Annotated in this window: 9 protein-coding genes and 2 pseudogenes; 8 read left to right on the top strand and 3 right to left on the bottom strand. The window is 64.5% G+C overall.

Features of this window, described 5'->3' with window-relative positions; translation table 11 throughout:
• Positions 1–9 precede the first annotated feature (9 nt).
• On the top strand, positions 10–1464 hold the full coding sequence (locus HDG34_RS28660) for an aspartate aminotransferase family protein (RefSeq protein ID WP_184064676.1): 1455 nt from the start codon (positions 10–12) through the stop codon (positions 1462–1464).
• A gap of 580 nt (positions 1465–2044) precedes the next feature.
• Positions 2045–2776 carry a DUF2278 family protein gene (locus tag HDG34_RS28655; protein ID WP_184062928.1) on the top strand — a complete coding sequence of 244 codons (732 nt, stop codon included), beginning with the start codon at positions 2045–2047 and terminating at the stop codon, positions 2774–2776.
• Between the two features lie 132 nt (positions 2777–2908).
• Here the strand turns inward: HDG34_RS28655 and HDG34_RS28650 are convergent, their stop codons facing one another.
• From HDG34_RS28650 to mdlC, 3 genes are all read right to left on the bottom strand, one after another.
• On the bottom strand, positions 2909–4327 hold the full coding sequence (locus HDG34_RS28650; protein ID WP_184064672.1) for an MFS transporter: 1419 nt from the start codon (positions 4325–4327) through the stop codon (positions 2909–2911).
• Between the two features lie 130 nt (positions 4328–4457).
• Positions 4458–5909 carry an aldehyde dehydrogenase gene (locus HDG34_RS28645; RefSeq protein WP_184064669.1) on the bottom strand — a complete coding sequence of 484 codons (1452 nt, stop codon included), beginning with the start codon at positions 5907–5909 and terminating at the stop codon, positions 4458–4460.
• Between the two features lie 37 nt (positions 5910–5946).
• The gene (gene mdlC / locus HDG34_RS28640; protein WP_184064666.1) at positions 5947–7590 is read right to left on the bottom strand and encodes a benzoylformate decarboxylase; all 1644 of its coding nucleotides are present in this window, start codon (positions 7588–7590) and stop codon (positions 5947–5949) included.
• A 104-nt stretch (positions 7591–7694) separates the two neighbouring features.
• Here mdlC and HDG34_RS28635 point away from each other — a divergent pair, with 104 nt between their 5' ends.
• From HDG34_RS28635 to HDG34_RS28610, 6 genes and pseudogenes are all read left to right on the top strand, one after another.
• A complete protein-coding gene (locus HDG34_RS28635; RefSeq protein ID WP_184064663.1) occupies positions 7695–8612 on the top strand; it encodes a LysR family transcriptional regulator in 918 nt (305 codons plus the stop codon).
• 127 nt (positions 8613–8739) lie between these two features.
• Positions 8740–9021 (top strand): annotated as a pseudogene (locus tag HDG34_RS28630) (5-oxoproline transporter, DUF969 family subunit); the annotation flags it as partial.
• A gap of 58 nt (positions 9022–9079) precedes the next feature.
• Positions 9080–9253 (top strand): annotated as a pseudogene (locus HDG34_RS28625) (5-oxoproline transporter, DUF979 family subunit); the annotation flags it as partial.
• 10 nt (positions 9254–9263) lie between these two features.
• Positions 9264–10274, top strand: coding sequence for a DUF2891 domain-containing protein (locus HDG34_RS28620; protein ID WP_184064660.1), 1011 nt, complete (start codon positions 9264–9266; stop codon positions 10272–10274).
• 155 nt (positions 10275–10429) lie between these two features.
• The gene (locus HDG34_RS28615; RefSeq protein ID WP_184064657.1) at positions 10430–12841 is read left to right on the top strand and encodes a DNA polymerase II; all 2412 of its coding nucleotides are present in this window, start codon (positions 10430–10432) and stop codon (positions 12839–12841) included.
• 413 nt (positions 12842–13254) lie between these two features.
• Positions 13255–13626 (top strand): BON domain-containing protein, encoded by a 372-nt coding sequence (locus HDG34_RS28610; protein WP_184064654.1) that lies wholly within the window; start codon positions 13255–13257, stop codon positions 13624–13626.
• Positions 13627–13698 lie beyond the last annotated feature (72 nt).

The raw sequence follows: 13698 nt of genomic DNA, 5'->3' as shown, positions 1-13698 counted from the left end.
GAGGGCAGTATGAGCTATAAGACTGAAGACGTGATGTATGCGGAAAAGGAAACGTCGCAGCATGGCGGCACGAAAGACGCGCCGACCTCGCAAGCCACATCGCGCAGCACCGCCGAATACCGCGCGCTCGATGCCGCGCATCACATCCATCCGTTCTCGGATATGGGCTCGCTCAATCGCGCGGGTTCTCGCGTGATCGTCAAGGCGCAAGGCGTGTACCTGTGGGACTCGGAGGGCAACAAGATCATCGACGGCATGGCGGGACTGTGGTGCGTGAACGTCGGCTACGGCCGCCAGGAACTGGCCGACGCCGCATTCCGGCAGATGCGGGAACTGCCGTACTACAACACGTTCTTCAAGACGACGCATCCGCCCGTGATTGAACTGTCTGCCCTGCTCGCCGAACTGGCGCCCGCGCCATTCAATCACTTCTTCTACTGCAACAGCGGCTCGGAAGGCAACGACACCGTGCTGCGCATCGTCCATCAATACTGGGCGACGCAACGACAGCCCGCGAGGAAGTTCGTCATCGCGCGCAAAAACGCTTATCACGGGTCGACGATCGCGGGCGGCACGCTCAGCGGCATGGCCTATATGCATGAGCAGATGCCATCGAAAGTCGAGAACATCGTGCATATCGATCAGCCCTATTTCTTCGGCGAAGCGGCAAGCGATCAGACGGCGGAAGAATTCGCACTGGCTCGCGCGCGGCAGCTCGAAGCGAAGATTCTCGAACTCGGTGCGGACAATGTCGCCGCATTTATCGGTGAGCCTTTCCAGGGAGCGGGCGGCGTGATTTTTCCGGCTGACACGTATTGGCCGGAAATCGAGCGCATTTGCCGCAAGTACGACGTGCTGCTCGTCGCGGACGAAGTGATCGGCGGCTTCGGCCGAACCGGCGAATGGTTCGCGCATCAGCACTTCGGCTTCGAGCCGGACCTGATCACGCTCGCGAAGGGACTGACGAGCGGTTACGTGCCGATGGGGGCTGTCGGTCTACATGATCGCGTCGCCCGCGCACTGATCGACAACGGTGACTTCAATCATGGCCTCACCTACTCCGGGCATCCGGTCGCGGCGGCCGTCGCGCTTGCGAATCTGAAACTGCTGCGCAATGAGAGGATCGTGGAGCGCGTCAAAGCGGATACGGGTCCGTACTTTCAGAACAAACTGCGTGAGACGTTCGCCGGTCATCCTATCGTTGGCGAGATCAGCGGCGCGGGCCTCGTGGCGGGCGTGCAACTCGCCGAGAAGCCGCTCGAGCGCAAGCGCTTCGCGAATGGCGGCGATGTCGGTACGATGTGCCGCGACTTCTGCTTCAACGGCAATCTGATCATGCGCGCGAGCGGCGACCGGATGTTGCTGTCGCCGCCGCTCGTGATCAGCCGGCCGGAAATCGACGAAATCGTCTCGAAGGCAGAAGCGGCGATCGATGCGACCGCGCGGCAGGTGGGCATCCGATAGCACTGCGTGGTTGCGATTCAGTTTCCCTCAGCCCTCGAGTGCCCGCACAGCCTTCAAATCGCCGGTCAGCCGCAGGATCGCACCAATCATCTGCCCCCCGTGACCGCCGCCGGAACGCGCGGCGGTCCTACTTTACGTTGTACCGGTCGCGCGAGCGTTCCAGGTTATGGTCAGAAAGGCCACCAGCCCTTACCGCCGTTGCCTGCATCATGGTCCGGGTGCGACCCGTCATGATGCCCGTGCGTGTCGGAGTCCCGGTCGAAGTCGAAAAGATCGAACAGGTCGCCGATCGCGGGCGCATTGACCGGGCGACTTCGTTCTGTCGAGCACCCCTCGTTGATCTGTTCGACGGCCGCCTGGCCGTCAGCCGTCGTCCGACGCGAGGAAATGCCACGCCTTGTCCTTGCGCGTCTCCAACCCGTAGCGCCACGCGTGATGATCATTGCTCGCACACCGCAATAGCGTCGGGATAAAAACATTGCAAGGGTATGACAGCGGGCACGGTTGTTTATCGACGTGTAGCACCGTATGCTTGGATACGTCGCTTTCCGATCGTCAACTTCGACAAGGTCATTCAGTCATGAACGAATACTGCATGTTCAAGGGAAAACTGCTGCGCGCGGCGCCTTTCAAAGATTCGTATATAGGCAGTCCGCACTATGTGATCACGGTGACTGGCAACGACAACACGCCATTCAACATCGTCGTCAATTCGGCGTCGACGCAACCGGGCGCAAGCGGTAACGACGACGTGTACTTCTATGCCGATCTGAACTTCGCCGATCCACTCACCGCGAAACTGCAGCCCCTGAACCTCGGCCTCTACACGAGCGGCTTTCCACGGCTCGACTACTTCCAGGACAGCAGCCTGCTCGACATTCACCGCATGCGGCCGGTCCCCTACGAGGATCAAAACGGCAACCGCGCCGACGTCAACGACATCATCGACGAAATCCTCACCATCGACGAAAGCAAGCCGTCGCAAAGTCTGCCCTACGACAACGGCAGCGGCCAGTTGCACAACCGCGATTTCTGGACGCCGACCACCGCGGGCATCGTCGTCTACGGGTTCGGCTTTCTGTTTCTGCCGAAGAAGGACGGACTTCACGAGACTCACATGAATCAGGGCAATCCGCGCGGCCCGCATTACAACGAAAACGGCGCGTTCCAGGACGGCGCGGTGATCGTGCAGCGCGCCGATGGGTTTGCCGCGATGTTTACCGCGTTTCAGACACAGTATTTGCCGACCAATGCGGCCGGCGATCCGGCGGCGAATGCAGTCGCGTTGCCCGTTTATATTCAGCGAGGTTGATAGCCTCGCTCGTGCATGGGGCAAGTGGAAACCGCCGCGATGCGCGAGAAACAGGTCCTTGCAAAGGGGAAAATCAGATCGCGCGCAAAAGTCCCTCGCGATACGAACGCACCGCGAGAGACGTCGCGTCGATCAGCGCGCGCTCGCGGCGCCTCGACGCGGAATATGCCGCTGCACCACCGCCAGCGCGATCAGCACGATGACCATTGCGATACCGAGCATCAGCAGATAGCCCGATGCGCCACCGGCCGTGATCACCGCGGCACCGGCGAATGCGCTCAGAATCGCGCCGACGCGGCCGAACGCGAGTGCCGACGCGGTGCCCGTCGCCCGCACGCTGGTCGGATAGACGTATGCGCACAGCGCGTACATCGTCGATTGCACCGCATTGACGAACAGCCCGTGCAAGCCGAGACCGAGGATCATCAACGCCGTATGCTGCGTCGCGCTGACGCCGAGCAGCATCCATGCACTCGCGACGCCGCCCGCGCAGCACAGCAGCAGCGGCCAGCGCGAGCCGTAGCGCCCGATAGCCAGCGCGCACAGCACCGCGCCGATTACGCCGCCGAGGTTGTACGCGCTCAGGCCATAGCCCGCGAGCGACACGCTCAAGCCCTCACTCGTCAGCATCGACGGCAGCCAGCTGAACGCCGCATACACCGCGAGCAGGCACATGAAGAACGCACCCCAGATCGCGACCGTGTCGCGCGAACAGCCATCGCGAAACAGCGCGGCAAACCCGACGTGTTTCTCGGCGCTTTGTTCGCGCACATCGGTGAAGCTCGCATCGGCCGACACGTCGTGCGCCATGCGCCGCAACAGCTTCACGAGTTCGGGCCAGCGATGCGGACGGCGTGCCAGAAAACGCGGCGATTCCGGCAGCGCCGCGAGCAGGACGAGGGCGAGCACGAGCGGCAGCACACCACCCGCTACGAACAGACCGCGCCAGCCATAAACCGGCAGCACCTGGCCGGCGAACAATCCCGCGACCATACCGCCCAGCGGCACGCACAGAATGGTCGCCGTCACCGCGAAGGTACGAAAACGCGCGGGCGTGAACTCGGCGGTCAGCGTAGTCGATGTGGGCAGCGCGCCGCCGATGCCGAGCCCCGCGATAAAGCGCAGCGCCGCAATGGCCGCGACGTTCGGCGCGAGACTGATCGCGCAGGTCGCCAGGCCGAACACGAACACGCTGCCGATCACGGCCCAGCGGCGGCCGAAGCGATCGGCGAACAGCCCCGCGAACGCGCTGCCGATACCCATGCCGACCAGCCCCGACGCAACCACCGGCGCAAACGCGTTGCGCGTGATGCCCCACTCCTTGGTCAGCATCGGAATCGCGAAGCCGATCAGCTGGCTGTCGAAACCGTCGACGACGATCGACAGCGCCGCGAGCACCACCGCGATTTTCTGCAGCAACGTGTAGGGGCCGTCGTCGAGTGCATGACCGATGTCGACCGTGTTGCCGCCGCGCGCGATGCCGGCGAGCGCCGCGTCGTCGCGCGCGGTCGCGGTCGAGGCCGCGGCCGAAGCAGGAGGAACGAAACTCATGAGCCTGTCTCCGTTGTTTGCGCTGCACGCGCGTTGTTCGATTTTTTTTGCTGTCGGCAGTACGGTGCGACGCGATGGCCCGCCTCGGCGAGTTGGCCGCCGAACAGCGAGCCCATCGCGACGCTCTTCGTCAGAACGGATAGTGACGCGGCGTCGTTTGCAGCGTGACCCAGCGCAGATCGGTGAATTCCGCGATCCCCGCCTTGCCGCCGAAGCGGCCGAAGCCACTCGCCTTCACGCCGCCGAACGGCATTTGTGCTTCGTCGTGCACGGTCGGGCCGTTCACGTGACAAATGCCCGACTCGATGCATTTAGCGACGTTCAGCGCGCGCGCCGTGTCGCGGCTGAACACCGCCGCCGACAGGCCGTATTCGTTGTCGTTCGCACACGCGATTGCGGCTTCCTCGCCACGCACGCGCACGATCGGCTTGACCGGCCCGAACGATTCGTCGTGATAGATGCGCATGTCCGGCGTCACGCGATCGAGCAGCGTCGCGGGCATCAGCGTGGTTTCGCTCTTGCCGCCGCACACGAGCGTCGCGCCTTTGGCGAGCGCGTCGTCGATCAGCGCGTTGCAGCGCTCGACCGTGCTCATGTCGACTACCGAGCCGAGCACGACCGGCCCCTTGCGCGGATCGCCGAGTGGCAGCGCGCGCGAGCGCGCGGCGAGCCGCTCGACGAACGCATCGGCGATGCTGTCGTCGACGATGATCCGCTCGGTCGACATGCAGATCTGCCCGGAGTTCGCGAACGCGCCGAACACGGCCGCATCGACCGCGGCGCCGATGTCGGCGTCGTCGAGCACGACGAGCGGCGCCTTGCCGCCTAGTTCGAGCACGCAGGGCTTCAGATTGCGCGCGCACGTTTCGGCGATCAGGCGGCCCACGCGCGTCGAGCCCGTGAAGTTCACGCGACGCACGGCCGGGTGTCCGATCATCGCGTCGACGATGCGCGCGGCGTCGGCCGGCGCATTGGTCACGAAGTTCACGGTGCCGCGTGGCAGACCCGCCTCCTGCATCGCCTCGATGATGAGGCCGTGGGTGGCCGGACAGATCTCCGAGCCCTTCAGCACGACCGTGTTGCCGCACGCGAGCGGCAGCGCGATCGCGCGCACCGCGAGTATCACCGGCGCGTTCCACGGCGCGATGCCGAGCACGACGCCCGCGGGCTGGCGTACGCCCATCGCGAGACTGCCGGGGACGTCGGATGGGATCAGTTCGCCGGCGATCTGCGTGGTCAGCGCGGCGGCCTCGATCAGCCCGGCCGCCGCGAGATGCACGTTGAAGCCGGCCCAGATGCCCGACGCGCCGGTCTCGGCGGCCATCGCGGCCGCGAAGGCGTCGGCCTTCGCTTCGAGCGCGTGCGCGGCCTTCGTCAGCAGCGCGCGGCGCTCGCTCGGTCCGAGCGCGGACCACACCGGAAATGCGGCCGCGGCGGCATCGGCGGCAGCCACGGCATCTTCGACGGTCGCGGCCGGCGCGCGCGTCGCGACTTCGCCGTCGAGCGGACTGCGGCGCTCGAAGCTCGCGCCGTTGCGCGCCTGTGTCTGCTCGCCGCCGATCAGCATCGATACGTTTTTCATCGTAGGTCTCTCTCCTTTTCGTGAATGGGAAGCGCCGTTACGCGACGATCGCTTCGACGAGCGTGGGACCGCTTTTCACGTCACCTTCGGTCAGCGCGCGACGCAACACGTCGGCAAGTTCAGCCGCCTCGCTGACGCGCGCGCCAGGGCAGCCCATGCCCGCCGCGATCGTCACGAAGTCGAGGCCCGGCAGGTCCGTGCCCTGCACGGTCTCGCCAGGCGCGAAACCGAACACCGGCGCGAAATCCTGCAGCGCCGCGTAGCGCGTGTTGTTCAGGATCACGAATGTGATCGGCAGCTGCATCTGCACCGCGCTCCAGATCGCCTGAATCGAGTACATGCTTGAACCGTCGCCGATCAGCGCGATCACGCGCTCGCCCGGCCGCGCAAGCGCAACGCCGAGCGCCGCCGGCATGCCGTAGCCGAGGCCGCCGCTGTCCATCGTCAGGAACGTGCCGGCGCGCGCGATGGGCAGATAGGTCTGCATGATGGGCCGCGAGCTCGGCGCTTCCTCGACGACGATGCCATCGGGATCGCGCACTTCGGCGAGTGTCTGCAACGCGAACGCGACCGACATCCGCTCGCCCCGCGCGGGCGGCGGCGCTCGCGGCGCCACCGCGAGCGGCGCGGGCAACTCGCGCGCTTTGGGCGCGGCGCGCGCGAGCAGATCCTGCACGCCGAGCCGCACGTTGCCGACCGCGGCGATGCCCTGCGGCGTCCATGCGGCAATGCCCGGATCGTCGATCAACTGACACAGCCGCGAGCCCGGCGGCACATGCGGACCATTGCCTTCGACGTGATACGTGAACGCTGGCGCGCCGATCACGAAGATCGCGTCGTGCGCGCCGAGCAACTCGACGATGCGCTCACGCAGCGCCGGCAAAAAGCCCGCGAACAGGCGGTGCGTTTCGGGGAAGCTGCAACGTCCTGTCATCGGCGCGACGTAGACGCGCGCGGAATGCCGCTCCGCGAGGCGCACGACTTCAGCCGCCGCGTCCGCGCGATCGACCGCGCCACCGACCACGAACGCGGGCCGCTCGCACGCGTCGAGCACCGTGCCGATGCGTTCGAGCATCGCCGGATCGGGTCGCATGATGTGCGCGACCTCGCGGTCGGCCACGCGCTCGGCCGGCTGATCCCAGTCGTCGGCGGGAATCGACACGAACACCGGGCCGCGCGGCTCCTGCATCGCGATCGCGTACGCACGCGCGATCGCGAGCGGCACATCCTGCGCGCGAGCCGGCTCGATGCTCCACTTCACGTAGGGCTTCGGCAATTCGGTGGCCTGGGTCGCGGCGAGGAACGGTTCGAACGGCAGGATCGAGCGGGCCTGCTGACCCGCGGTGACGACGAGCGGCGTGCGGTTGCGAAACGCCGTGAAGATATTGCCCATCGCATTGCCGACACCCGCCGCCGAATGCAGATTCACGAGCGCCGCGTTGCCGGTGGTCTGCGCGTAGCCGTCTGCCATGCCGACCACGACCGCTTCCTGAAGACCGAGCACGTAGCGGAAATCCGCGGGGAAATCGCGGAACATCGGCAGCTCGGTCGAGCCCGGGTTCGCGAAGATCGACGTCATGCCGACGCGGCGCGCGAAGTCGATGACCGCGTCGCGTACGGTCCACCGCCTGCTCTGTTCTTTTGCGTGTGCCTGATTCCGCTGCGGCGCGCTGCTTGTCATGCGAAGTCTCCTGTCAGGTGAGCGCGGAAAATCGAATGGCCATTATCACGACCGCCGGGGTAGCCGAAAATTGCCCAATTCGCAAAAAGGCATTACCTTTCGGCATGACTTACAACCTGCAACAACTGCAGGCGTTCGCGGTGATCGTCGAGAGCGGCAGCCTCGGACGCGCCGCCGAAGCGCTGCACATCACACAGCCGGCCTTGAGCCGGACCATCCGCCGTCTCGAGGAACAGGTCGGCGCGCCGCTGTTCGAGCGGCATTCGCGCGGCATGCATCTGACCGCGGTCGGCGAGGCGCTGCTGCCGCACGCGATCCAGTTGCAACGCGAAGCCGAACAGGCGCGCGAGGAAATCGACGCGATGCGCGGCCTCGCGCGCGGCACGATCCGCGTCGGCGCGGTCGGCAGCATCGCGAGCCTCGTGCTGCCGCTCGCGGTGAGCGGCGTGTTGACGAAGTGGCCGAACCTGCGCGTGGAGATTATCGAGGGCGTGTGGGACCGGCTCGCCGATGCGCTCGTCAAACGTCAGATCGATCTCGCGCTCAGCATGGCCGTGCCCGATACCGACGAGATCACCGCGATCGCCGATTGCCGCTGGGAAGACGCGAGCTACGTGGTCGCCGCGCTCGATCATCCGCTGCGGCGCAAGCCTGACCTCACGCTCGCCGACACGCTGGGCGAACGCTGGGCGATTCCGCCGCGCGGCACCGGCCCGTTCGAGCACATGCAGAGTGTGTTTGCCGAGCGCGGGCTGGGACTGCCGAACGTCGTCGTCGAAACGCGCTCGGTCACGGCGCTGAAGAGCCTGGTCGCGCGTTCGGGCTTTCTGAGCTGGATGGCGTCGACGATGTACGTGACCGAAAGCAAGGCCGGCGTGTTCGATACGCTCGGCGTCCCAGGCGTGGTCGGGCGGCGCACGTTGACCGCGTTCCGGCGGCGCCAGGGGATTCTGCCGAGCCCGGCGGTCAAGCTGCTGGAGCAGTTGCGGCAGTTGACGGCGGAGGGTATGACCGCGGGTTGATCGTTTCCCGCACACGCTGCCACTTTCTCGGCGTTTACCCGATAAGTATATTTTATCGATTATTTATCAATAAAGTCTCGTGTTAGATTCCGTCGCCATGCGTCGGGGAAACGAAAAGGAGAGCCGGATGGGGGTTTTGATTGGCGTGCCGAGCGTGGTACTCGGCTTCGCATTGCGCTTCAACGCGCTGCTGGTGGTGACGATCGCGGGCGTCGCGACCGGGATGGCCGGCGGCTTGCAGACGGTGGAGATCGTCAGCGCGTTCGGCAAGGCATTCGCGGATCACCGCTACATGGGCCTGATCTGGCTCACGCTGCCGGTCATCGCGCTGCTCGAACGCAACGGTCTGAAGCAACAGGCGCGGCATCTGATCTCGCGCCTGCATGCAGCCACCACCGGCCGCGTGCTCTCATCACGCTGGTCGGTACGCTGACGCTCAAGTACGCGCCTTTCGTCGAAACGAAGAATCTGGTTTCTGTGGCACGCTGATGACGCCGATGGCGGCGAACTTCAACATCGTCCCCGCCGCGCTGCTCGAACTGAAGGACCAGAACGGCGTGATCAAGGCGCAATGGCCGACCGCTTTACTATTGCTGATCGTCAACACCATACTGTCGTACGTGTTCGTATTCCGCTTCTGAGGAACCGCCGATGACCACCCAGCTCACCCGCGAATTCGCGTCCAGATTCGCCAATGTCGCACTCGCCCACCTCACGCGCGAATACCCGAACAAGCTCACGCACTCGCTTGAAGGACCGCAGGACGTGCAGGGTCCGCGCGCCTTGCATCCGATCTTCTACGGCAGCTACGACTGGCATTCGTGCGTGCACGGTTACTGGCTGATCCTGCATCTGCTCGAACGCTTCCCAGATCTGCCCGAGGCCGCGCGCATCGTCGCCGTGGTCGACGAGCATTTCACCGCGGCGAACGTCGCCGGCGAACTCGCGTATCTGGAGCTGCCGCACAACCGCGGCTTCGAGCGGCCGTATGGCTGGGCGTGGCTGCTCGCGCTCGGTGCGCAGTTGCAGTCGATGAAAATCTCGGAAGCCGCGCGCTGTGCGAAGACGTTCGCGCCGCTCACCGAGGCGTTCGTCGAGCGCTTCGAGGAGTTCCTGCCGAAAGCAACCTATCCGCTGCGCGTCGGCACGCACTTCAACATGGCGTTCGCGCTCGCGCTGACGCTCGATTTCGCGCGGCAAACCTCGCGCGAATCGCTCGAGGCGCTGATCGTCAGCACCGCGGAGCGCTGGTATCTGGACGACGTCGCGTGTCAGGCGTGGGAGCCGGCCGGCGACGAATTCCTGTCGCCGTCGCTGATGGAAGCGGAGTTGATGCGGCGTGTGTTGCCGTCGGCGCAGTTCGCCGACTGGTTCGGACGCTTCCTGCCGGACCTCGGCGCGAAAAAACCGGCGACGCTGTTCGAGCCCGTCACCGTGACCGATCGCAGCGACGGCAAGATCGCGCATCTGGACGGCCTCAATCTGAGCCGCGCGTGGTGCCAGCGTGCGCTCGCGCGTGCGCTGCCCGCCGGCGACGTGCGTCGCACCGTGCTGTTCGATGCGGCCGAGCGTCATCTGCACAGCGCGCTGCCGCATGTGACCGGCGACTACATGGGCGAGCACTGGCTCGCCACGTTCGCGACGCTGGCGCTCGAAGCTTGAGCGAACCGGGAACGAACTGAACCGGCTTTGAAGGGATAACGCCGGGCTGGTTGGGGCGCTTCAGTACGAAGCGCCCTTTTCATGGCCCGTTCAACAGTCCCTGCCTGCGGCGGTAAAATCGCGCAAGGCGATTGCGCCGCTTTAAAGGTGGAAGTTTGACTGAGTTCGAGCAGGGTTTCATTTTGACCCGACATTGGCGGGACACGCCCGCCGGCACGGAAATCGAGTTCTGGCTGGCCACGCACAGCGGGCCGCGCCACATCCGTCTGCGCCCTCAGCCGTCCGTCGCCTTCATTCCGGCCGAACATCGCGAACGCGCCGAAACGATCCTGCGACGCGACGCGCCGCTCGATCTGCGTTCGCTCGAATTGCGCGACTTCCGGCATCGGCCGGTCAGCGGGCTTTACTGTGCGCAATACCGGCAATTGAAGGGCTTCGAGAAGCGCCTCAGAGAAGGCGGTGTCGATGTCTACGAAGCCGATATCCAGCCGCCCGAGCGCTACATGATGGAGCGCTTCATCACCGCGCCGGTGTGGTTCAGCGGCGTGCCGCAGCAGAATGGTCCGGGGCTCGATGGCCCCTGGCTCGACAGCGAACTCAAACCGTCCAACGACTATCGTCCGCCGTTGAAGCTCGTGTCGCTCGACATCGAAACGAGCGCGCATGCCGAGCTATATTCGATCGCGCTCGAAGGCTGCGGCGAGCGGCAGGTGTATATGCTTGGGCCGCCGAATGGCAACATCGGCAACAACGGCAACATCGGCAATGTCACCGACGCCATCGACTTCAAGCTCGAATACTGCGAAACCCGCGCACACCTGCTCGAAAAGCTGATCGAGTGGATGGAGCGGCACGATCCCGATGCGATCATCGGCTGGAACCTCGTGCAGTTCGATCTGAAGGTACTGCAACACCATGCCGAGCAGTATCGCGTGCCGCTGCGCATCGGACGAGGCGGCGCGGTGATGGAGTGGCGCGAACACGGCGTCACGCACAATCACTTTTTCGCGGGCGTGGCGGGTCGTTGGGTCATCGACGGCATCGAGGCATTGCGTTCGGCGACGTGGAGTTTCCCGTCGTTCAGCCTCGAATACGTATCGCGCTCGGTGCTGGGCGAAGGCAAGGCGATCGACAATCCGTATCAGCGGATGGACGAAATCCAGCGCCGCTTCGACGAAGACAAGCCCGCGCTCGCGCGTTACAACCTGAAGGACTGCGAGCTCGTCACGCGTATCTTCGCGAAGACCGAGTTGCTGCCGTTCCTGCTCGAACGCGCGACCGTGACCGGCCTGCCCGCCGATCGCAGCGGCGGCTCGGTCGCGGCGTTCACGCATCTGTACATGCCGCGCATGCATCGGCAGGGCTATGTCGCGCCGAATCTCGGCGACGTGGCCGGCGCCGCGAGCCCCGGCGGCTTCGTGATGGATTCGCGGCCCGGGCTCTACGACTCGGTGCTCGTGCTCGACTACAAGAGCCTGTATCCGTCGATCATCCGCACGTTTCTGATCGACCCGCTCGGTCTGGTCGAAGGCATGCTGCATCCCGACGACGCGAGCTCGGTGCCGGGCTTTCTCGGCGCGCGCTTTTCACGCACGCGTCACTGCTTACCGTCGATCGTCGCGCAGGTGTGGCAGGCACGCGAAGCGGCCAAGCGCGAGCACAACAAGCCGCTGTCGCAGGCGCTGAAGATCATCATGAACGCGTTCTATGGCGTGCTAGGCTCGACCGGCTGCCGCTTCTTCGATCCGCGGCTTGCGTCGTCGATCACGATGCGCGGCCACGAGATCATGCACACGACACGCGAGCTGATCGAGGCGCAAGGCTACGAAGTGATTTACGGCGACACCGATTCGACCTTCGTCTGGCTCAGGCACGCGCATGACGAGGAAGACGCCGCGCGCATCGGCCGCGCGCTCGTCGAACATATCAACGCGGCGTGGCGGCAGAAGCTGCAGGCGCGCTTCGGTATCGACAGTGCGTTGGAACTGCAATTCGAGCGGCACTACCGGCGCTTTTTCATGCCGACGGTGCGCGGTGCCGAGGAAGGCAGCAAGAAACGCTACGCAGGACTTATGGTATTGCCGGACGGCCGCGAGGACGTGGTCTACAAAGGGCTCGAAACCGTGCGCACCGATTGGACGCCGCTTGCGCAGCAGTTTCAGCAGGAACTGTATCGGCGCATCTTCAAGCAGCAGCCGTATCAGGATTACGTGCGCGACTATGTGCGCGATACGCTCGCCGGCCGGCTCGACGATCAGCTCGTCTATCGCAAGCAGTTGCGCAGACCGATCGACGCTTACGAGCGCAACGTGCCACCGCATGTGCGCGCGGCACGCGTCGCCGATGAGTTCAATCGCCAGCAGGGACGTCCGCTGCAATATCAGAACGGCGGCTGGATCAGCTACGTGATGACGGTGGCCGGCCCCGAGCCGCTCGAAACGCTGCGCTCGGCGATCGACTACGAGCACTATCTGACGCGGCAATTGCAGCCGGTTGCCGACGCGATTCTGCCGTTGCTACGCGACGATTTCACGACGCTGATGTCGGGGCAGAAGCAGTTGTTTTGATCGGGGCGGCGAACGCGCGGCTGCGAGCATGGACGAATTGCCTACTTCACCATGGACGGGGCTCGGCCTCTTCATCGGAGTGCGTGTTATGCACAGCAAAGGTGCGGCAGGGCGAGTTGCCGCGGCTCGCGTATCGCATGCTCCGCGCTACCGGTAATCCGTGATTAAAGGCGGAAAAAACTAATCCCTGGTTTTGATTTGCAACCCTATCAACAGAATTAGAGCGCCATCATAATTTGAAGTATTGTAATTTCTTCGGTTGTCCGCGCAATTGGCCGGTTTGCATTGCTGCTTGACCTAACCCTTTATTGTCCTATAGTGCCATTTGATCCGCCTCAGAAATATTGTGGGGGCGTGTGTCTGATATCCCTGAATCTGTAGCCCCAACGATCTGCAACGACAGGAGAAGATGCATGAAAGCAATCCACGCCGTCAAACTGGTCGGTACCGCCCTTCTGATTTCGGGTTCGATTCACGCCTATGCGCAGGCGAGCAACGCTAACGCCCCTGCGTCTGCCCCGACCACGACGCCCGAAGCCCGATCGCATTACAAGTCAATGAAAGCAGCGAACCGGGCGCTACAGCGTCAGGTTCGAAATGCGCTGGTGAAAGACAGGAACATCTCCACGGCCAATATCACAGTTCGCGCCCGCGATGGTGCTGTCACGCTGCAGGGCAGCGTACCGCTTCAGGCAGAAAGCGACCGGGCAACCGAGGTGGCGAAAGGGGTGCCTGGCGTAACTTCGGTCAGGAACGCGCTGTCGATCCGTCCTGTGGGCACCTGAAGCAGTCCTGGACCCCGCTTTGCAGGAAGGCCGGCGCTCTGACCGTGCATTCCATTGAGGGCATCGCCAATG

The organism is Paraburkholderia sp. HC6.4b (genome assembly GCF_014200875.1).
Lineage (GTDB): Bacteria > Pseudomonadota > Gammaproteobacteria > Burkholderiales > Burkholderiaceae > Paraburkholderia > Paraburkholderia tuberum.
The sequence above is the reverse complement of the archived record's forward strand: the minus strand, read 5'-3'. Positions and strand labels throughout refer to the sequence as shown.